This is a genomic window from Nocardiopsis gilva YIM 90087 (assembly GCF_002263495.1).
GTDB lineage: Bacteria > Actinomycetota > Actinomycetes > Streptosporangiales > Streptosporangiaceae > Nocardiopsis_C > Nocardiopsis_C gilva.
Genome location: NZ_CP022753.1, coordinates 5,526,701 through 5,547,182, shown reverse-complemented (window position 1 = coordinate 5,547,182; position 20,482 = coordinate 5,526,701). Strand labels below are relative to the sequence as shown.

At 71.0% G+C, this 20,482-nt stretch carries 20 protein-coding genes; 10 read left to right on the top strand and 10 right to left on the bottom strand.

Translation table 11 applies throughout. The annotated features are described in order from the left end of the window. Positions 1-12: 12 nt before the first annotated feature. Entirely contained in the window at positions 13-831 is an 819-nt protein-coding gene (locus CDO52_RS24195) for an NmrA family NAD(P)-binding protein (protein ID WP_033300202.1), read from the top strand. A gap of 72 nt (positions 832-903) precedes the next feature. On the opposite strand, the gene CDO52_RS24190 is transcribed toward CDO52_RS24195, so the two are convergent. Next, entirely contained in the window at positions 904-1,440 is a 537-nt protein-coding gene (locus CDO52_RS24190) for a MerR family transcriptional regulator (protein ID WP_017618755.1), read from the bottom strand. A gap of 141 nt (positions 1,441-1,581) precedes the next feature. Here CDO52_RS24190 and ahcY (CDO52_RS24185) point away from each other — a divergent pair, with 141 nt between their 5' ends. Next, positions 1,582-3,018 (top strand): adenosylhomocysteinase, encoded by a 1,437-nt coding sequence (gene ahcY / locus CDO52_RS24185; RefSeq protein ID WP_017618754.1) that lies wholly within the window; start codon positions 1,582-1,584, stop codon positions 3,016-3,018. A gap of 23 nt (positions 3,019-3,041) precedes the next feature. After that, the gene (ahcY, locus tag CDO52_RS24180; RefSeq protein ID WP_017618753.1) at positions 3,042-4,304 is read left to right on the top strand and encodes an adenosylhomocysteinase; all 1,263 of its coding nucleotides are present in this window, start codon (positions 3,042-3,044) and stop codon (positions 4,302-4,304) included. 53 nt (positions 4,305-4,357) lie between these two features. Here ahcY (CDO52_RS24180) and CDO52_RS24175 read toward each other — a convergent pair whose 3' ends face one another. After that, positions 4,358-5,188, bottom strand: a complete 831-nt coding sequence (locus CDO52_RS24175; protein WP_017618752.1) for an RDD family protein — start codon at positions 5,186-5,188, stop codon at positions 4,358-4,360. Between the two features lie 127 nt (positions 5,189-5,315). Between CDO52_RS24175 and CDO52_RS24170 the strand changes: the two genes are divergently transcribed. After that, positions 5,316-6,311 (top strand): stage II sporulation protein M, encoded by a 996-nt coding sequence (locus tag CDO52_RS24170; RefSeq protein WP_017618751.1) that lies wholly within the window; start codon positions 5,316-5,318, stop codon positions 6,309-6,311. 10 nt (positions 6,312-6,321) lie between these two features. Here the strand turns inward: CDO52_RS24170 and CDO52_RS24165 are convergent, their stop codons facing one another. The 7 genes from CDO52_RS24165 to CDO52_RS24135 all read right to left on the bottom strand — a co-directional run bounded on the left by CDO52_RS24165 (position 6,322) and on the right by CDO52_RS24135 (position 12,779). Next, positions 6,322-6,747 carry a type II toxin-antitoxin system VapC family toxin gene (locus CDO52_RS24165; RefSeq protein ID WP_017618750.1) on the bottom strand — a complete coding sequence of 142 codons (426 nt, stop codon included), beginning with the start codon at positions 6,745-6,747 and terminating at the stop codon, positions 6,322-6,324. After that, the gene (locus tag CDO52_RS24160) at positions 6,744-6,986 is read right to left on the bottom strand and encodes a hypothetical protein (protein ID WP_017618749.1); all 243 of its coding nucleotides are present in this window, start codon (positions 6,984-6,986) and stop codon (positions 6,744-6,746) included. Before CDO52_RS24160 ends, CDO52_RS24165 begins: the two co-directional genes overlap by 4 nt. A gap of 64 nt (positions 6,987-7,050) precedes the next feature. Beyond that, positions 7,051-8,352, bottom strand: coding sequence for a DUF58 domain-containing protein (locus CDO52_RS24155; RefSeq protein ID WP_017618748.1), 1,302 nt, complete (start codon positions 8,350-8,352; stop codon positions 7,051-7,053). 63 nt (positions 8,353-8,415) lie between these two features. Beyond that, positions 8,416-9,411, bottom strand: coding sequence for an AAA family ATPase (locus CDO52_RS24150; RefSeq protein WP_017618747.1), 996 nt, complete (start codon positions 9,409-9,411; stop codon positions 8,416-8,418). Between the two features lie 82 nt (positions 9,412-9,493). Further along, entirely contained in the window at positions 9,494-10,690 is a 1,197-nt protein-coding gene (locus CDO52_RS24145) for a DUF4350 domain-containing protein (RefSeq protein WP_017618746.1), read from the bottom strand. Continuing rightward, a complete protein-coding gene (locus tag CDO52_RS24140; RefSeq protein ID WP_232524314.1) occupies positions 10,687-11,355 on the bottom strand; it encodes a DUF4129 domain-containing protein in 669 nt (222 codons plus the stop codon). Before CDO52_RS24140 ends, CDO52_RS24145 begins: the two co-directional genes overlap by 4 nt. Beyond that, on the bottom strand, positions 11,352-12,779 hold the full coding sequence (locus CDO52_RS24135; RefSeq protein WP_083919868.1) for a glycerophosphoryl diester phosphodiesterase membrane domain-containing protein: 1,428 nt from the start codon (positions 12,777-12,779) through the stop codon (positions 11,352-11,354). Before CDO52_RS24135 ends, CDO52_RS24140 begins: the two co-directional genes overlap by 4 nt. A 528-nt stretch (positions 12,780-13,307) precedes the next feature. Between CDO52_RS24135 and mtrA the strand changes: the two genes are divergently transcribed. From mtrA to hpf, 6 genes are all read left to right on the top strand, one after another. Continuing rightward, positions 13,308-13,985: an MtrAB system response regulator MtrA gene (gene mtrA / locus CDO52_RS24130; RefSeq protein WP_017618743.1), complete on the top strand. Its 678-nt coding sequence runs from the start codon at positions 13,308-13,310 to the stop codon at positions 13,983-13,985. A gap of 19 nt (positions 13,986-14,004) precedes the next feature. Next, complete coding sequence (gene mtrB / locus CDO52_RS24125) at positions 14,005-15,756, top strand: MtrAB system histidine kinase MtrB (RefSeq protein ID WP_017618742.1); 1,752 nt, start codon at positions 14,005-14,007, stop codon at positions 15,754-15,756. Then, complete coding sequence (locus CDO52_RS24120; RefSeq protein WP_094932729.1) at positions 15,753-17,642, top strand: LpqB family beta-propeller domain-containing protein; 1,890 nt, start codon at positions 15,753-15,755, stop codon at positions 17,640-17,642. The genes mtrB and CDO52_RS24120 overlap by 4 nt, the downstream gene beginning before the upstream one ends. A gap of 67 nt (positions 17,643-17,709) precedes the next feature. After that, on the top strand, positions 17,710-18,339 hold the full coding sequence (locus tag CDO52_RS24115) for a ComF family protein (RefSeq protein ID WP_232524313.1): 630 nt from the start codon (positions 17,710-17,712) through the stop codon (positions 18,337-18,339). After that, positions 18,336-18,431 carry a hypothetical protein gene (locus CDO52_RS28945; RefSeq protein WP_332459749.1) on the top strand — a complete coding sequence of 32 codons (96 nt, stop codon included), beginning with the start codon at positions 18,336-18,338 and terminating at the stop codon, positions 18,429-18,431. Before CDO52_RS24115 ends, CDO52_RS28945 begins: the two co-directional genes overlap by 4 nt. 868 nt (positions 18,432-19,299) lie before the next feature. Then, the gene (hpf, locus tag CDO52_RS24110; RefSeq protein ID WP_017618739.1) at positions 19,300-19,992 is read left to right on the top strand and encodes a ribosome hibernation-promoting factor, HPF/YfiA family; all 693 of its coding nucleotides are present in this window, start codon (positions 19,300-19,302) and stop codon (positions 19,990-19,992) included. Between the two features lie 98 nt (positions 19,993-20,090). Here the strand turns inward: hpf and CDO52_RS24105 are convergent, their stop codons facing one another. Further along, positions 20,091-20,441, bottom strand: coding sequence for an HGxxPAAW family protein (locus CDO52_RS24105; RefSeq protein ID WP_017618738.1), 351 nt, complete (start codon positions 20,439-20,441; stop codon positions 20,091-20,093). Positions 20,442-20,482: the final 41 nt, after the last annotated feature.

Sequence of the window (20,482 nt, the reverse complement as noted above, 5' to 3'; positions counted from 1 at the left end):
TTGACTGCCCGCATGACAGATCGACCGATTGTGGTGCTGGGTGCGACCGGTTCGACCGGACGCCGGGTGACGGGACTGCTGCGGGAGGCGGGGCACCCCGTGCGGGCGGCCTCGCGGCGGGGTGAGGTGCGGTTCGACTGGAACGATGCCAGCACCTGGGATACGGCGGTGGACGGGGCGTGGGGGATGTACCTCATGGCGCCGCACGAGTTGCCGATCGCCCCGGAGCTCGTCGCTCGTGCGGTGGACCGGGGAGTGCGGCGCATCGTGCTGCTGTCCAGCCGGAACATCGAGGCCATGGGTGATGACCGACTGATGGCCGCCGAGCGGATGGTGCGGGGCTCCGGTGTCGAGTGGACCATCGTCCGGCCGGACTGGTTCAACCAGAACTTCGACGAGGGCTTCTTCCGCCCCGAGATCATGGCGGGGCAGGTGGTCATGCCGGTGGGGGACGTCCGGCAGGGTTTCGTCGACGCCGATGACATCGCCGCTGTCGCGGCCGCGGCGCTGACGGGGGAGGGGCACGCCGGGCGGAGCTACGAGGTGATGGGGCCGCGGGTGCTGTCGTTCGCCGAGGCCGTGGAGATCATCGGGCGGGAATCCGGTCGGAAGGTGCGGTTCCTGGGGTTGGCCGAGGACTACCGCGCCGCTCAGGCCGCCCGGGGCGCTGACCGCGATGTGACGGAGGCCGAGATCGCGGCGTTCACCGCGCTGCGGGATCTCGGCAACGTGGAGCCCAACGGCGTCGTGGAACGCGTGACAGGACGTCCGGCCAAGGACTTCGAGGTCTACGCCGCCGAAGCGGCCGCCCGCGGGGCGTGGCGCGACTGAGTCGGCGGTGACGGAGGCGCGGGGGTGGACGCGGCCCGGCGCCGGGCGCTCACCCCCTGTCCTCGGCCGGTATCACGGACCCTCGGGCCGCCCACGGTCCTGATCGGAGCGTGCGCCCTGGCCGCGCTCCCTTCCCCTTTCCTTCTCCTTGCGCTGCTGCAGCAGGCGCAGGGCCTTCTGCTTCTCGAAGTCCATGGCCCGAACCGGCGGCGGGGTCACGCGGCCGAGGCGTTCGCCGAACGAGCGGACGCGCGCGAGGGTGGTGGGTTCGGCGAGCATGCGCAGGGCGAAGGCCAGGGCCGCCGGGGTGATGCCGTAGGCCCGTTCCAGTTCCAGGCCGACGGCCACGGTCCGCAGGTCGGCCTCGGAGAACCGGCGGTGGCGGTGTCCGCGGCCGGTGGGCTGCTCCTTGGTCACGGGCAGTAGGCCCAGGCTCTCCCGGTAGCGCAGCATGCGGGCGGTCGTGTCCAGGCGTTCGGCCGCCGCGGAGATCGGGATGCGCTCGTGACCGGACTCACCACCGGTGCCGGGCGCGGCCGCGCCCGCTCCCTCCGAAGGGCGGGCGGCACTGGAACGAGCGGCGGCTCGGGGGTTATCGACGTCGGCCATGGACGTGACTCTAACCGGACGCTTCCCCTCTCGGGGTCATTTCTGACAATGAAATGTCAATATCGCGACAAGGGTCGTGTATCGACCACACCAGCACCTCTAGACTCGGGTCGCATCCACCCGTCTGGAGTGAGGACACGCATGTCATTCGACTTCAAAGTCGCCGACCTGTCACTGGCCGAGTTCGGTCGCAAGGAGATCCGTCTCGCCGAGCACGAGATGCCCGGCCTGATGGCCACCCGCGCCGAGTTCGGCGCCTCGAAGCCGCTCGCGGGCGCCAAGATCATGGGCTCGCTGCACATGACCGTGCAGACCGCCGTCCTCATCGAGACCCTTGTCGCGCTGGGCGCCGAGGTGCGCTGGGTGAGCTGCAACATCTTCTCCACCCAGGACCACGCCGCCGCCGCGGTCGTCGTCGGCCCCGACGGCACCCCGGACGACCCCAAGGGCGTGCCGGTCTTCGCCTGGAAGGGCGAGACCCTGGAGGAGTACTGGCAGTGCACCGAGCAGGCGCTTACCTGGCCCGGTGGTGACGGCCCCAACATGATCCTCGACGACGGCGGCGACGCCACCATGCTCGTGCACAAGGGTGCCGAGTTCGAGGCGGCCGGAGCGGTTCCCGACCCCGCCACCGCCGACAGCGACGAGTTCAAGGTCTTCCTCACCCTCCTTCAGAAGAGCCTCGCGGCCGACCCGAAGAAGTGGACCAACATCGCGTCCCGCATCAAGGGCGTGACGGAGGAGACCACCACCGGCGTGCACCGCCTGTACGAGATGCATCGCGACGGCAAGCTGCTCTTCCCGGCCATCAACGTCAACGACTCGGTCACCAAGAGCAAGTTCGACAACAAGTACGGCATCCGCCACTCGCTGCCCGACGGCATCATGCGCGCCACCGACGTCCTCATCGGCGGCAAGGTCGCGGTCATCTGCGGCTACGGCGACGTCGGCAAGGGTTCCGCCGACGCGCTGCGCGGCCAGGGCGCCCGCGTCATCGTCACCGAGATCGACCCGATCAACGCCCTGCAGGCCGCCATGGACGGCTACCAGGTGACGACCCTCGACGACGTCGTCGACATCGCCGACATCGTCATCACCACCACCGGCAACTTCGACATCATCACCGCCGACCACATGTCGCGGATGAAGCACCAGGCCATCGTCGGCAACGTCGGCCACTTCGACAACGAGATCGACATGGCCGGGCTGGAGAAGATCCCGGGCATCAAGAAGACCGAGATCAAGCCGCAGGTCCACGAGTGGCGCTTCGCCGACGGCCACACGGTCCTCGTGCTGTCCGAGGGGCGCCTGCTCAACCTGGGCAACGCCACCGGTCACCCCAGCTTCGTGATGTCCAACAGCTTCACCAACCAGGTCATCGCGCAGATCGAGCTGTTCGCGAAGACCGACGAGTACCCGACCGACGTCTACACGCTGCCCAAGATCCTCGACGAGAAGGTCGCGCGGCTGCACCTGGACGCCCTCGGGGTCAAGCTCACCGAACTGACCAAGGAGCAGGCCGCCTACATCGGTGTCGACGTCGCCGGGCCGTACAAGCCCGACCACTACCGCTACTGATACTGGCGATCACGCCATAGACCATGGCAACTCCCGAGCATGACGTCGCGGACCTCGGCCTGGCCCAGGCCGGGGTCCGCCGCGTGGAATGGGCGGCCCGCGCCATGCCCGCGCTGCGCCGGGTGCACGACCGCTTCGCCGCCGAGCGACCCCTGGACGGCGTGCGCATCGCCGCGTGCATGCACGTGACCGCGGAGACCGCCAACCTGCTGCGCGCCCTGCGCGCCGGCGGGGCCGAGATCGCGCTGGCCGCCTCCAACCCGCTGTCCACCCAGGACGACACCGCCGCCGCGCTGGTCGCCGAGTACGGCATCACGGTGCACGCCCGCGCCGGGATGGACGCCGAGAGCTACGACCGCAATCTCCTGGCGGTCCTCGAACACCGCCCGCACATGCTGCTGGACGACGGCTGCGACCTCGTCAACATCGCGTCCCTGGAGCGGCCGGAGCTGCTCGCCGAGGCCTTCGGCGGCTGTGAGCAGACCACGACCGGGGTCATCCGGCTGCGCCAGATGCAGGCCGAAGGCGTCCTCACCCTGCCGATGGTGGCCGTCAACGACACCGCCACGAAGCGGATGTTCGACAACCGCTACGGCACCGGGCAGTCCACCATCGACGGCATCATGCGCGCCACCAACGCCATGCTCGCCGGCCGCACCGTGGTCGTTGCGGGCTTCGGCTACTGCGGGCGCGGGCTGGCCGAGCGCGCCCGCGGCATGGGCGCCCGGGTCATCGTCACCGAAGTCGACCCGGTCAAGGCGCTCGACGCGGTGATGCAGGGCTACACCGTGCTGCCGATGGACGAGGCCGCGCCGATCGGCGACGTGCTGGTGACGGTCACCGGCAACCGCGACGTGATCCGCGCCGAGCACATCGCCTCGCTCAAGGACGGCGCGGTCCTGGCCAACTCCGGGCACTTCGATGTGGAGATCGACCTGCACGCGCTGGAGGCGCTCGCGGTCGAGGTCCGGCACGAGGTGCGCCCGCAGACCGACGAGTACGTGCTGGCCGACGGCCGCCGCGTCGTGCTGCTCGCCGAGGGCCGTCTGGTCAACCTCGGAGCGGCCGAAGGCCACCCTGCCGCGGTGATGGACCTGTCCTTCTCGGTCCAGGCCCTCACCGTCGTCTGGCTGGCGCGCCACCGCGACACGCTCACCCCCGGCGTGCTGGAGGTGCCCGCCGACATCGACACCGAGGTCGCCCGCCTCGAACTGGCGGCACTGGGCGTGGGCATCGACCACCTCACCCCGGATCAGGAGGAGTACCTGCACTCCTGGCACGTCTGACGCCCCGGCGCGGCCGGCTCGTGCGCGGAGGCATCCGTGGCGGGGGCAGGCGATCAGACCGTCGGCGGACCCGCCTGCCGGGCGGCCATCCGCTCCTCCTCACGGCGGCGGCGCTCGGCGAGGACGGCCGCCAGGTACTCCGGCGGCGAGGTCCCGGGCGGCGGGGGCGGGCCGACCGACGCCGCCACCATGTCGGCGATCCGCACGCCCATCTCGTAGCGCGCCTGCTCCGTCAGCTCGTCGTAGCGCAGCACGTACTGGCGGGCCATGGCGGCCGTCTCCGAGCTGAGGCCGGACAGCTGGGCGCTGGCCGCCCACGCGGCCATCCGCGGCGGCATCTCGATGGTCTCGTCCCGCTTGCGGCGGGTGCGCTCCGAGACCACCATCGTCCCGGCGAGGAAGTCGCCGACGCGACGGCCGTCGCGGTTGGTCAGCGAGACGACCAGGGCCACGATGCCGAAGAACGTCCAGATCTCGACGGCGGCCGTCAGCGCCCGGGCCAGCGCCTGGCGGAAGCGCACGGGTGAGCCGTCGACACCGACCACCCGCAGCCCCACGGCCATCTTGCCGAGCGAGCGGCCCCGGGTGAAGGTCTCGAAGGCGGTCGGGTAGCCGACCAGGACGAGCACGGTCAGGGCGAGCTGCACGGCGGCGGTCGCGGCGGAGTCGACCCCCGCGCCGATCCGCACGGCGAGGATGTTCAGCCCGATGATCGCGGTGAGCTGGACGCTGATGTCGACGAAGAGCGCGGCCAGCCGCGTCGCGAAGCCCGCGGGGCGCAGGTCGAGCACGACCGCGTCCCCGGTGACCAGGGAGGTCTGCCCGTATGTAGCTCCACCGCCCGGATACGCCACCGTTGCCTCTTCCTGGTCGTAGGTGTGCATGTGTCCGTTCTCCTCCCAGTCTGGCAGCACCCGGGGAGTGCGGCACGCCGGTCGAGCGGCCCTCCGCGGCCCCCGCCCCCGGCCGTCCGATCTCCGGTGGAGTGGGAGAAATAGGTAGAGTCCAGGCGTGGAACTCGACGTCTTCGCCGCCGCGCACCGATCCGACTGGGAACGCTTGGAGCGCCTCGTCCGCAGGCGCCGGAAGCTGACCGGCCCCGAGGTCGACGAACTCGTCGAGCTGTATCAGAAGGCCAGCACGCACCTGTCCGTCGTCCGCTCCGCGGGAGAGGACCCGGCCCTGGTCGGGTGGCTCTCCGGCCTCGTCGCGCGGGCACGCTCCGCGGTCACCGGCGCGCACACCCCCGCCTGGCGCGACTTCACCCGGTTCTTCACCCGCACCTTCCCCGCGGTCGTCTACCGGCTGCGCTGGTGGTGGATCTGGTCGACCGTCGGCTCGCTCGCCTTCGCCACCGTCCTCGCCGTGTGGGTGATCAACGACCCCCGGGTGATGGCAGCGCTCGGTCCGCCCGACTACATCCGCCAGATCGTCGAGCACGAGTTCGCCAACTACTACGTCGAAAGCCCCGGCGCGTCCTTCGCCGCCCAGGTGTGGACCAACAACGCCTGGGTCGCGGCCCAGGCCATCGTCTTCGGTGCCTTCCTCGGCCTGCCCGTGCTCTACGTCCTGGCGATGAACAGCGCGAACCTGGGCGTGATGGGCGGGATCATGTTCGCGCACGGCAAGGGCGACATCTTCCTCGGCCTGATCCTCCCGCACGGCCTGCTGGAACTGACGGCCGTCTTCGTCGCCGCGGGCGTCGGCCTGAAACTCGGCTGGACCGTCATCTCGCCCGGCCACCGCCCCCGCCTCCGCGCGCTGGGCGAGGAGGCCCGCCCGGCCATCGCGGTGGCGCTGGGCCTGATCGTCGTCCTGTTCATCTCCGGCCTCATCGAGGGCCTGGTCACCGGCTGGGTGCACACCACCTGGCTCCGCATCGGCATCGGTGTGGTGGCCGAGGTGCTGTTCTTGGCCTACGTCTTCACCCTGGGCCGCAAGGCCTACCTGGAGGGCGAGACGGGCGACATCGAGGAGCGCCCTGCGGCCGTCCCCGTCGCCGGTTAACGATTTCGGGCTAGAGCGTTTCGGGGAGCAACGTGAATGACTTCACGTGATCCGGGCGGATCACAGTGAAATGCCGACGATCCAGAGTCGCGATACGGCTGATATCCAGTCGCTGGGCCAGGGCGACAACTGAGGAGTCTACGAGACCCAGGCGTAGTGACGCGTACCGTCTGATAATGCTCGACGCGCAGATCAGGTCGTCCTTGTCGACATCGACGAGTTCGATATCGCTCTGCACGATGTAGTCGAGAAGTTCGGACTCAGCCTTGGGGCCGAGGGTTCGCTCCGCGTGCCACGATGTTTCAGTTAGCACAGTTGAGGGGAGGAGCACCCGCCCTGGCAGGGTTGCCATTAGCTCGGCCGACGTCCGATGATGCGTGTCGCGAACATCGAGTGCGGCCCAAAGGACTCCGGTATCGAGAAGAGTGACGATCATTCCGGGCGGCCGAACTCCTCAAGCATGATCTCGTGGTGACGAATGGATATGTCACTGCGTCCGGAGTCAAATTTTCCGATGAACGGTAGGAAACGCTTGGGCGCGTCCTCGTCCCCCTCGTCCTGAAGTTGTGCAATTTCACTGTCGGACTCAGCCAGTGCGCGCAGTCGGCGTAGGCCTGCCGGTGGAAGGCGATCCATCAGCTCGCGCAGGGCTTCGTAGTCCTTCTCGGCGTTCATGGGTTAAGTCTAGGCCGAGCGGTGCGGGGTGGAGAGAGAAGCGGGCGAAAACACGGTATCCCTGCTACAACCGCCCCTGGGCCTTCAGGTCGATGTAGGCGTCGGCCAGCGCCGGGGCGATGTGCTCGGGGTCGGCGTCGACGACTTCGACGCCGTGGCGGCGGAGTTCGGCGGTGATGCGGCGGCGTTCGGTGAGGGTGCGTTCGGCGGCTGCGGCTTCGTAGACGCCGCGGGCGTCGCCTCGCGCTGCGGCCATCTCGGTGACGCGGGGGTCGCCCACCGCTGCGACCAGGAGTAGGTGCCGGGACGTCAGGGCGGGCAGCCGGGGCAGCAGGCCCTCCTCCATGGCGGTGGCGTTCAGGTCGGTCAGCAGGACCACCAGCTGCCGGGTCCGGCTCTGTCCGCCGAGGATCGTGCTGACCATGCCCGTCGGGTCGGACTCCACCAGCTCCGGTTCCAACGGTGCCATCGCCTGGACGATCTGCGGCACGGTGCTGCCGCGTCCCCGGCCGCGGACCTGTGCGCGGACGCGGCGGTCGTAGGCCAGCATCTCCACCCGGTCGCCGGCCTTGGCCGCGAGGGCGGCCAGCAGCAGGGCGGCGTCCATGGCGTGGTCGAGGCGCGGGGTGTCGCCGACCCGGCCCGCCGAGGTCCGGCTGGTGTCCAGGACGAGCAGGATCTTGCGGTCGCGCTCGGGGCGCCAGGTCCGGACGACGACGCTGTCGCGGCGCGCCGTGGCCCGCCAGTCGATGGAGCGCACGTCGTCACCGGGCACGTACTCGCGCAGCGAGTCGAACTCGCTGCCCTGGCCGCGCACGAGCGCGCTGTGCTGCCCGTCCAGCTCGCGCAGGCGCGCGAGCTTTCCCGGCAGGTGGCGGCGGCTGTGGAAGGGCGGGAGCGTGCGGACACTCCACGGCACCGTGTGCGTGCACTGCCGCGCTGCTATCCCCAATGGCCCCAGGCTGCGCAGCGTGACCCCGGCGGCCTGCTGGTCGCCGCGCCGCCGCGGAGTGAGGACCGTGCTGACCCGGCGCCGCCCCCCGGCGGGGATCACCACATCGTGCGTCCGCGGCCGGGCGTCGGTGCTGGGCGCCCACGCGTCGCGCAGCGGTCCGCGCAGCGTCCGCGAGGCGGGGTTGGCCACCACCAGGCTGACCGTGGCGGACTCGCCCAGCCGAATGGACGTGTCGCCCTCGCGCTCGCAGGTGACGCGGCGCGGGCTCGGTGCGAGCAGCAGGTCCACCGCGATCAGCGCGGCGAGGACCGCCAGGACCGCCCACAGCACCCAGAGGCCGGCCGACCCCGCGATGAGCACCACGAGCGTGCCCGCGAACGCGGCGAATACCGCCCGGCCTGTGATCGCCATTCGTCCTTACCCCGTGATCCGTGGTTCTCTCGAAGTTCGTGCCGCCGCCGCGGTCGACGCGCGCTAGCGCGGGACCTCGACCGAGGCCAGCACACCGTCCAGGACGCCGTCGGCGGTGGCGCCCTCCAGCTCGGCCTCCGGGCGCAGCGCGACGCGGTGCCGCAGGGTGGCCTTGGCCAGGGCCTTCACGTCGTCCGGGGTGACGTAGTCGCGCCCGGACAGCCAGGCCCAGGCGCGGCTGGTGCGCAGCAGCGCGGTGGCACCGCGCGGGGAGGCCCCCAGCTGCAGGGACGGGGAGCGGCGGGTGGCGCGGCACACGTCGACGATGTAGCCGAGCACCTCGGGGGCGACCGTGGTGGTGGCGACGGCCGCGCGGGCGGCGCGCAGCTCGGCCGGCCCGGCCACCGGGCGCAGCCCGGCCCCGTCCAGGTCGCTGGGGTCGAATCCGGTGGCGTGGCGGCCCAGCATCTCCACCTCGTGGTCGCGGTGCGGCAGCGGAACCACGAGCTTCAGCAGGAACCGGTCGAGCTGCGCCTCCGGCAGCGGGTAGGTGCCCTCGTACTCCACCGGGTTCTGCGTCGCGGCCACGACGAACGGGTCGGGCAGCGCCATGGGCTTGCCCTCCACCGTCACCTGCCGCTCCTCCATCGCTTCCAGCAGTGCGGCCTGCGTCTTGGGCGGTGTCCGGTTGATCTCGTCGGCCAGGAAGAGATTGGTGAAGACCGGGCCGTCGTGGAACTCGAACTTGGCGGTGCGGGCGTCGTAGACGACCGACCCGGTGACGTCACCAGGCATCAGGTCGGGGGTGAACTGGACGCGCTTGTGGTCCAGCGAGAGCCCGGCGGAGACGGCCCGGACCAGCAGCGTCTTGGCGACGCCGGGCACTCCCTCCATCAGCACGTGGCCGCGGCACAGCAGCGCCACGACGAGGCCGGTCACGGTCTCCTCCTGGCCGACGACGGCCTTGGAGACCTCGTGGCGCAGCGCGGTCAGCGCCGCCCGCGCCTGCTCGGTGGACGGCTGCCCGGAGGGCTGCCCCTGGTCGGTGAAGGCGGTCACGTCTGAAGTACCTCTCTGCAATCTCCGTTGGGTGGGCTCGGTACCCGCCGCGGACCTGGACGTGTCCGCGGCGAGCGCTCCGTCACCGCAGGCGTTCCTCGAGTGCGTCGAGCTCGTCGGCGAGCCGGACCAGCGCCGCGTCGTCGGCGGTGTGCGGGTCGTCCTCGGGCCCACTCTCCGGACCGTACAGCAGCACGCGCAGCCGAGCCGGATCATCCCCGCTGCGCAGGGACACGGCCTCGACGACCGCCTCGGGCGCGGAGTCGGCTCCGAGCCCGAGGGCCGGGCGCATCCGGCCGATGAGCCCCGAGCGCAGGGCCTCGGCCGCGCGGTCGCGCGCCCGCCGCGCCGCGTACAGCCGCGCGCGTCCCTCGGTGGTCTCCGACGCCCGCACCACCACCGGCAGCCGCTCGGCGACCAGCGGACCCAGGCGGCGGCCCCGCCATACCGCCAGCAGGAGCAGGGCGGCGCCCAGCGGCACCACCGCGAGGTAGAACGAGCGCGGGAGCAGCGCCCAGATGTCCTTCCCCTCGCTCGCGGCCGGTACCTCCGGAAGGAACCACACGACGTCGCGGTCCCCGACGAGGTTGAGGGCCAGTGCGGCGTTGCCCTCCCGGTCCAGTCGCTCGTTGACCAGCGGGTCGCTGGAGCCGAGCACGGTCGTCACCCCGCCGTCCCGGGGCACCTGGACCAGCGCGTCGCCGTCCTCGCCCGGGTAGCAGCGGGTCGCACCGTCTCCGCTCACCGCGTACAGCTCCTTGCCGGTGTCGGCGGAGCCCGCGGTGCGTGCCGCGGGCAGGTCGCAGGCGGCGGCCAGCGTGCGCTCGTCGGTGTCGCCGCTCGTCCGCACCCCCGGTGCCAGCGCCTTCATGGTGCCCGTGGTGGGCAGCACGAGCAGCAGGTCGCCGGGCGTGCCAGCGAGGCGTTCGAGTTCTTCGGGCAGTAGCCGGTGCGAGGACGCCACGACCAGCACCGTGTCGGAGCGCGCCGCCGTGACAGCGGCTGTGGTGTCGCGGGCGACGGTGACGTCGGTACCGAGTCGCCGCATGATCTCGATCAGCGCCCGGGACCCCTCAGGACCGGGGTTCTGCGGCTCCAGGGGGCCCGAACGGGTGGTCTCGGCACCCAGCGACAGCAGGACCGCGAGCACCACGAGCACGCCGAGGAACGCGAGGGGGCCGCGTGCTTTGCGCCACAGCGTGCCGATGCCGACCGACGTGGCGGTCGAGCCGTCCGGGGACGTGGCGGCGGGCGGCGGGGGAGCGGTGGTCGTGCTCATCCGGTCGGCTCCGCCTTCTTGTCCTGGTCCACGGGGCGGGTCACGGCCAGCCGCTCGTCCAGTTCCCGGAGCTGTCGGTAGCCGTCGGCGGTGGCCGGGCGCTCGCCGTAGGCGACGTCGTTGAACACCCGGGCCGCGCCGAACAGGTCCTCGCGCCGGTCCGGCAGCGCCTCGGAGGCCTCGGTGGCCAGCTCGGTCGCGGTCCGCCCGGGCCGGGGGGTGATGATGGCGCGCTCCTCCAGGTCGCGGGTGACCGTCCGGAGGCGCTCCCGGATGGCCTCGGCGTAGTCCCCCGCCGCGGCGTTCCGCTCCGCGGCGGAGCGGTGGTCGGCCGCGGTGAGCGGCGCCGTGGTGTCGATGCGGGCGGTGCGCCGGGATCTGCGCGCCGGGCGCGCGTAGATGATCAGGCCGATGGCGACCACGGCCGCAACGGCGAGCACCGGTCCCAGCACCCACCACCCGCCGGGCATCGCAGCCTCCATCCGGCCGGTGACCTCGGAGAGCCAGTCGGTGACCCGCTCCCAGATGATGTCGAGGAGGGTGGGTTCGGCCTCGCCGTAGATCTTCTTGGCCAGCTCCTCGCGGGCGAGGCGGGCCCCTTCGCTACGGGAGACCTCAGCGGTCGCGGACAGCACGGCCGCGGCGCCCGCGAGCGCGCCGCTCAAGCCGGAGCTCCGGGGACACCGCCGGAGTGGGGCCCGGGATAGGGGCCGGGGTAGGCGCCGTAGGCCGGTGCCGGGTCCGGCAGGTAGATCCCGGCGTCGACGGCCTGCCCGGACTGCGCGGCGGCCTGCAGCTTCAGGTCCAGGCCCTCACGCCGCATGCGCAGGTCCACGTAGAGCAGCGTGATGACGCCGACCATGAACGGGATGGTCAGGGCCCCGGAGACGACGGTTCCGATGAACGACGCCGCGCCACCGACGACGGAGACCCAGGCCGCGCCGGGGGCGATGACCGCCGGAACCATCGCGACCAGCGAGAACGGCGTGGAGAGGATGCCCGACACCACTCCCACGATCAGCCCGGAGAGCAGCAAGATGCCGAAGACCCGCCACCAGCTGCCGCGGGTCACTCGCCAGGACCGGGCCAGGGAGCGGCCCGGGCCGAGCCGCTCCAGGACGGCCACGGGCATGGCGAGGGAAGTGCGCACCCAGATCCACGCGCCCAGCGCCGCGACGGCGAGGAATCCGCCGATGAACGCCGCGACGCCCGCGATGTCGCTGCCGGTGGTGATGCCGAGCACGATCGCGCCCGCGAGGACGCCGACGAGCAGGAGAGTCCAGCCCAGGCCCATGAGGAAAAGGAGGAGGGCGACGAGGAGCACCGCGCTGATTCGGCCGCGCACCGCCTGCCAGGCCTCGCCCATGGTGAGCTTGCGGCCGAGGACCGCCAGGCCGACGACGGCGGCCAGCAGGCCGGTCAGGACCACCTGGCCGACGTAGGAGAGGAGGGCGCCGCCGTACATCGTGACGAGGGTCCACGGGGCGACGGGCAGGACGTCGGTGTCCGCGCTCGGATCGGTCGCGAGCGTGTCGACCCAGCTGCCATAGTCGGCGACGTAGCCGCCCATGCCGATGGCGCTGACGATGTTGAAGATCGCGATGACGATGACGGCCAGCCCGAACACGGTCTTCGGGTTGTGCCGGATATAGCCGAAGGCGCCGTTGAAGATGTCGCCCAGGGTGAGCGGGCGCAACGCGACGACGCCGGGAATCGGAGCCGGGGGAGCGGCGGGATACGGTCCGGAACCGGCCATGCCATAGGGCGGCTGGTAGGCGGGGCCGGCGGCGCCGTGGCCACCATAGGCCGCTCCGTCGGGTCCCTGCCCGCCGGGCGCGGCCCACCCGGTCGGCGGCGCGGGCGGCGGACCGCCGGGCGGCGCCCATCCCGGCTGGCCCTGGGGCGGCTGGCCCTGGGGATGACCAGCCGCTGAGGCGTGCGCGGACGGATCCGGTGCGGGCGGCGGACCACCGGGCGCCGCCCAGCCCTGCTGGGCAGGTGCGGAGGGGGTCGGAGGAACCGGTGGTGCCCCGTCGTTCTCAGGAGAGGACCCTGGCGTCTCCCAGGGCTGGCCGTCCTCGTGCGACATGGTCCCTCGTTCCTCCGTCTTCGGGGGTTTCTCCGTCAGCGGCGATGTGCGTCCTTCGTGGCACCGTCCACGCTATGCCAGATCGGCCGTCTATTGGGCGTTACCGCTGTTGCGTGGTCTTTCGCCGCGAAACGGACCGCCGATTCCCTTCATTCTTTTTGTATGCTTTCGGTTATCAACCGACCAAGTCGCATACGCTCGGTGAGCAGGTGCTCTGGACGGGGTGGCGGGTCCGACGGCAGGGTGTTCCCCATGCGGGAACCCGTGTCGCCGCCGTGGCGCAAGCATAAATAACGAAGATCGCCCCCCCCGGGGCGGCCGATCAGGGGCGACCGGACGCCAAGCCGAGCCAGGAGATGGCAAGGTTAGGAGAGGGGGCCGGCCGCAAGTGCACCGCACAACGACGACTCCCGCACAGGGACCCTGGCAGTAGAGCTCGCAAAGATCAGTGCCGCTTGAGTGTCCAGAAAGGAGAAGGCGCCGGCCGCCGCATCCCGTCGGGATGCGCGTTGGGCGCCGGGTACATCGATGAAGGGACGCGTACTGGTCGTCGACGACGACCTCGCTCTCGCTGAAATGTTGGGCATCGTCCTCAGAGGCGAAGGCTTCGAACCGTCGTTCGTGCACGACGGCGACAAGGCACTGGAGGCGTTCCGCGAGACAAAGCCGGACCTCGTGCTTCTGGACCTCATGCTGCCGGGGGCGGACGGGATCGACGTCTGCCGGCAGATCCGCGCCGAGTCCGGTGTGCCGATCGTGATGCTCACGGCGAAGAGCGACACCGTTGACGTCGTCCTCGGCCTGGAGTCCGGGGCCGACGACTACATCGTCAAGCCGTTCAAGCCCAAGGAACTGGTCGCCCGCGTCCGGGTCCGGCTGCGCCGCACCGAGGAGCCGGCGCCCGAGGTGCTGCAGATCGGCGACATCACCATCGACGTCGCCGGGCACGCGGTCCGCCGCGACGGAGAGCCCATCAGCCTCACCCCGCTGGAGTTCGACCTGCTCGTGGCACTGGCCCGCAAGCCGCGCCAAGTGTTCACCCGCGAGGTCCTGCTCGAACAGGTCTGGGGCTACCGCCACGCGGCCGACACCCGCCTGGTCAACGTCCACGTGCAGCGGCTGCGCGCCAAGATCGAGAAGGACCCCGAGCACCCGGAGGTCGTGGTGACCGTCCGCGGTGTCGGGTACAAGGCGGGAACCGCCTGAACCGACCGAGACCCGACACGTGACAAGCAGCAGCACCAACGGCGCACACGCGGCGGACCCGCCGGAGGGCGAGGACGCCGTGCTGTCGCGTTGGCAGCAGGCGCTCGAACTGCTGTTGCGCGGCTACCTCGCCGCCCAGCGCGCGGCCCGCGCCCTGGTGCGCGGCGTGCACACCCGCTGGCGGCGCTCGCTGGAACTGCGCGTGGTCACCACCACCCTGGTGCTGTCCGCGCTGGTCACCGCCGGGCTCGGGATCGTCCTGATCGACCAGGTCAAGTCGGGGCTGCTGGAAGCCAAGGAACAGGCGGCGCTCAACTACCACAAGGTCGGTCTGCAGACCGCGACCATCGCGATGCAGGACGGCGAGCTGCAGTCCATCGATCGCGACTCCCAGCTCCTCCAGATCGCCACGGACCTCAGGCAGCGCAGCGGTACCACCGGCCTCTACGAGGTACTCATCCTCCCGAGCATCGACGGCATCTCGGGGTCGGCAACGGTCAAGCCGCAGAGCATCCCCGAACCCCTGCGTGAGCGGGTCGGCCAGAGCGACGAGCTCGACGCCCAGTACATGCGGTACACGGAAATCGTCAGCGACAACGGACGTGAGCCGGGGCTGGCGGTCGGGGCGCAGCTCTCCCATGTCTACGAGCTCTACTACGTCTTTCCGCTCGACCACGAGCAGCAGATGCTCGACCTGGTGCAGAGCACCGTGGTCCTGGTGGCCACCGCGCTGGTCATCCTGCTCGCGGTGATCGCCTTCGCCGTCACCCGCCAGGTCGTCATCCCGGTGCGGATGGCGGCCGGATCCGCCGAGCGCCTCGCCTCGGGCGACCTCTCCGAACGCATGAAGGTACGCGGCGAGGACGACCTCGCGCGGCTGGCCATGTCCTTCAACGACATGGCGGGCAACCTGCAGGAGAAGATCCACGAACTGGAGGAGCTGTCCAAGGTGCAGCGCCAGTTCGTCTCCGACGTCTCCCACGAGCTGCGCACCCCGCTGACCACCATCCGTATGGCCGGTGACCTCCTCTACGACGACCGCGAGGACCTCGATCCCACCCAGTCCCGCTCGGTGGAGCTGCTGCAGGGCCAGCTGGAGCGGTTCGAGGAGCTCCTCGGCGACCTGCTGGAGATCAGCAGGCACGACGCCGGGGCGGCCACGCTCTCCATCGAGTCCACCGACATCCGCGACGCCGTCATGAAGGCCGTCGGCGACGCCGAGCACATCGCCGAGAAGCGCGGCATCAAGGTCGTGCTGCGGCTTCCGGCCGAAGCCTGCTACGCGGAGTTCGACGCTCGGCGGATCAACCGCATCCTGCGCAACCTCGTCGTGAACGCCATCGAGCACAGCGAGGGCAAGGACGTCATCGTCACCGCTGTGGGCGACCGCGACGCGGTGGCGGTCGCGGTGCGCGACTTCGGTGTGGGCCTCAAGGAGGGCGAGGAACACCTGTGCTTCGACCGCTTCTGGCGGGCCGATCCGGCGCGGGCCCGCACCACCGGCGGCACCGGGCTCGGGCTGGCCATCGCCAAGGAGGACGCGCAGCTGCACGGCGGCTGGCTGCAGGCGTGGGGCATGCCCGGAAAGGGATCGCAGTTCCGTCTCTCCCTGCCCCGCAAGGCCGGTCAGGAGCTGCGTGGTTCCCCGCTGCCGCTCGCCCCGCCCGAGATGGCGCTGGGGCGCCATCGTGTGGGGTACGGCCAAGTGAGCACCGCAGCGGACCCGGACACGGCCGCGTCGCGACCGTCGGGGATTGGGGAGAAGTCATGACCGTCCGCCCGAGGCGCCTCCGCTCCGCGGCCTGGGCCGCGCTGCTGGCGGTCGTGCTCTCCTCCTGCGCCACAGTGCCCACCGGCGGGCCCGTGGTCGAAGGCGCGGGACGCCAGGACGAAGCGGACGACCTCTATGAGAGCTTCGTGCGGATGCTTCCCGCCGGGCCGCAGAAGGGCGTCGGCGAGGAGGGCCTGGTACGCGGCTTCCTCAGCGACATGCGCAGCTACGAGGACCACCACAAGGCCGCACGCGAGTACCTGCAGCCGGAGCGCCGCGAGAAATGGTCGGGCGAAGGGGCGGTGCTCATCTACCCCGACATGGACGAGGTCTCACTGTCCGTCGACTCCGGAGCCGACGGCAAGACGGCCGAGGTGCGGGTACGGAGCCCGCAGGTCGCCACGCTCGACCCGACCGGGCAGTACCTGCCGGCCGAGCAGGGCCAGATGATCGACGTCACCTTCGACCTCGCCAAGAACGACGAGGGCGAGTGGCGGATCGTCAACCTGCCCGACAAGCTGCTCCTCGGCGAGAAGGACGTGGAGCGGCTGTACCGCCCGCTCAACCTCTACTTCTACAACCTCGACCACAGTTCCCTGGTCCCCGATCCCGTGTTCCTTCCGGCCCGCAGCGACCGGCGCGAGATGCGACTGGTGAAGACGCTGGTCAACGGCCCCACCGACTGGCTCGTGCCGGCCGTCGGCTCCGCCTTCCCCGAGGACGCCAAGGTCGATGTGGCGTTCGATTCGGGCAAGGTCATCGTCGAGCTGCGCACCGACACCGGGGGCGACGAATTCGGCATGGGGGCGCAGCTGGCGTGGACCCTCAAGCAGCTGCCGCGGGTGGAGGGGTTCACCCTGCGGATCAACGACGAAGACGTGGAATTCCCCGGCGACGCCGACGAGAACCTGCAGTCCACCGACAAGTACTGGGACCCGGTCAACCCCGGTGGTGTCCCCACCACCACCGACCTGAGCGCCTTCTTCAGCCGCAACGGTCAACTCTGGTCGCTGACGGGCACCGGGACGGACGACAAGCACGCCGAAGCGCGCCTCAAGGGAGCCGCCGGAGTCGGCGACACCCCTCTGAAGCAGCACGCGGTCTCCCTGGACCAGCGCCGCATCGCCGGTATCGAGGCCGGGGGCGGCCGGGTCGTCGCCGCCGACATGACCGAGGGCGCTGACTTCGGCACGCTGATGTCCGGCGGCAAGTACACCTCCGTGTCCTGGGACCGCTACGGCAACCTCTGGGTCGTCGAGGACGTCAGCGAGGACGGGAAGGACGACAGGGCCGACAGGGCCGACAAGGACAGCAAGGACAGCAAGGACGACGGCTCCTCCGGTGACAAGGCGGACGACGAGCCGAAGCGCCCCGGCACCAAGGTCTGGCTGCTGCGCGGCGGCACCGACCCGGAGGAGGTCGACGCACCGGCGCTGCGCGGGCGCGAGGTCAAGCGGCTGCGCGTCTCCCGTGACGGCACTCGGGTCGCCGTCATCACCTCGGACGCTTCGGGCGGTAAGGACGACGCCGGGCGGCTGTTCGTCGGCCGGGTGATCCACGGTGAGGAGAAGTCGGCCGTGGGCGCCTTCCTCCCGCTCGCGCAGGACCTGTCCACGGTTGAGGACGCCTCCTGGCGGGGCGGTGACCAGCTCGCCGTCGTCGGACAGCGGGCGCGCGGGGCGAACCAGGCGTTCCTGGTGTCGCTGGACGGCAGCACGGACGCCACCAGCGCCGCGGCGCCGTCTGGGACCGACATGAAGAGCATCACCGCCGCCCCCGGCCAGCCGCTGATGTGCGGCACCGAGGACGGCCAGATCATGCTGACCGGCGACCGCATCAGCTGGCAGCGCGTCGCCGACGGCGCCAACCCCGTCTACCCGGGCTGATCCCCGCCGTCCACAGGCGGTGCACCGCCATTGCGGCAGGAGCCGGGGCGCGGTGAACCTGCGGGCTATGAGGTGTATCTCCTGTCCCGCCGTCCTGTCCGCGTTGGTCGACCTGCTCCTGGGCGAGCGCTGCGCCGGGTGCGGGCGCGCCGGGACGCTGCTGTGCGCGGCTTGTGCCGAAACGCTCGACCGCCGCCCGCGGCGCTGTGCCACCCGGCCGGGGTGTCCGCCGGTGTGGGCGGCGGGCCCGTACGCCGGGTGCGGCCGCGACCTGCTGCTGCGGTTCAAGGACGGCGGGGTCCGGGCGCTCTCTGCGCCGCTGGGGCGGCGGCTGGCCCGGGCGGTGGCCGAGGCCGCGCCCGCACGCGGTGCGGTCGTGCTGGTCCCGGTCCCGCCCCGGACGGCGGCCCTGCGCCGCCGCGGGTTCGATCCGGTGGCGCTGTTGGCCCGCGCCGCGGCCGAGGAGCTGTGCCGGGGCGCGCCCCGAGGCTGCCCCCGCCCCCTCCCGTCCGGTCCCCGTGCCCGGATCGCGCGGTGCGGCCGGTGCCGGCGCTGCTGCACCGCCGCCGGGTGGCCGACCAGGTGGGCCTGGACCGTTCGCGTCGGCGGGCGAACCTGGAGGGGGCGCTGGCCGTGCGTCCTCGCGCGGTTCGCTCCCTCACCGGCCCAGCGGTGGTCGTGGTGGACGACGTCGTGACGACGGGCGCCACCCTGGCCGAGGCCACCCGGGCGCTGCGCGCCGCCGGGGTACGGGTGGCGGGGGCCGCCGTGCTCACCGAGCGCGGGTAGCCTCGATGGCGGCCGGAGGGTGCCCCCGTCCGGACTCGGAGTGGCCTAGAGAATTTTTTACTCCGGTCCGGTTTCTTCCGACTTTCGCGTTTTTCGGGGGCTGGGAACGCATACGCTCACAACCGCTCGGACGTCAGCACCTGACATCCGAGCGAACTCGGGCTAGCGTTCTTGACATGGCACCCGTCCGGGTCCGTGGTTGCGCGGGACACGACGCCCCTGTGTTGGGGCGCGGGTCCGGCAAGCCGATGCCAGGCGCAGGCGAAACGGCCCACGTAAGGCGACTTTTCGTCGACCGATCACGGTGCGCCTTAGAGGTAAGTCCTGCCCCGCAGAGGGTCCGGATGTCCCTTGGGAGCGGGAGAAGGGCAGTAGTCGCACATGAGCGCGGCGAAACCCTCAGCAGGCGGATGTGGGGACGAAGACCAGGTCGGCCGGGCGGGTGGCATGTCCCTACTCGGTGTGCCCCGCGTCGTCCCGGGACGCTGACACGGCCGCCCCGACACCCCGGGGCCGCGGCGGGCCGATGGATTCTCTCCTCCGAGTACCCCGGCCCCGCGTCGCCGGGCACCGGCCACCGGTGCCGTTCGGACCTCCGTCCCCGACGCTTCGCCGCCGCGCGACGCCACGCGGCCAAGGTGAGGATCACGTGTGAATTTCTCGCCTCTGACCTGGATGATTACCAACCTTCGACGGGGTGAATACCAGGGATCTTGTGGGTATACGGAGATCCAGACCAAGCTGTCATCCCCGGTGGGATGGCGGAGAGGAGGGGCGGGTAGCGCAAAGCCCGCCGCGGACAGCGGGGGGCGGTAGAACACAGCCTGGTCATCGCTGAAGAGATGACCAACGCGACGAAGGGGGTCTTGTGGACATCATCGTCAAGGGTCGACGCACAGGTGTCAGCGACAAGTTCCGGCAGCACGTCGAGAACAAGCTGAGCAAGCTCTCCAAGTGGGAGAAAAAAGGCATGAGCGTCGATGTGGAGGTGTCCAAGGAGCGCAACCCGCGCCTCGCCGACCAGCGCGAGCGGGTTGAGCTGACCATCCACTCCAGCGGTCCGGTGATCCGCAGTGAAGCGTCGGCCGATGACCGCTACAGCGCCCTCGACCAGGCGCTGAACCGTATCGAGGCCCGCTTGCGCAAGGTGGCCGACCGCCGGAAGGTGCACAGGGGAAACCACGCTCCGGTCTCCGTGGCCGCGGCGACCGCCAGTCTCGCGAACAACGATGTGGCACCCGCAGAGGCACCGGCGTCCGCACGCACGCCCGTCCCCTCCCAGACGGCGGGTGCGTCCGGCGGCATCGGCGGATTCGACGAGTCCGCGGCGGCTGACCGGTTCTCGGACGAGTTCGTGGAGCTCGACACCCAAGGGGACACCCCGGTGGTCGTCCGGGAGAAGTTCCACCACGCGAAACCGATGAGTATCGACCAGGCCCTCATGGAGATGGAGCTCGTGGGCCACGACTTCTACCTCTTCCACGACGAGCAGAAGGACGCGCCGAGCGTCGTCTACCGTCGGCGAGGCTTCAACTACGGGGTCCTGCGCCTGATGGACTGACCCTCGAAGGATGGTGTGGAAACCGGTGTGCCGCGGCGGACGACCTTCCGTCGCGGCACATCACTGTGGCGGGTGGGGCGAACGCGGGCGGCGGCGCCTCACATCTCGTCGCCGACGGCCATCTCCCGTTCGCGCTGCTTGATCTTGTGCAGGGGGGTCTCGTGCGGCTCCTCCGGCTCGTAGTGCGGGTCGTCGAGCACCACGTCGGTGAAGATGTCGGTGACCAGGCTCAGCACCGCACCGATGAGGATGAGGGCGGCCCCGGCGCCCAGCAGCCACCAGGACATGCCCAGCACGAGGGAGAGTCCGCCCAGGGCGAAACCGACGAAAATGCAGGCCACCGCCACCCACGACCCCGGACGGCCGCGGTGGCTGCCGATATCGGTCCAGACCCCGCCCTCGGCCTGGTATCCACGGATGTAGGGCTGCGATTGCGCGCTGTCTGCCATGGCGTTCCCCCCACGCTGCGCGATAACGGATCCCTAAGGAT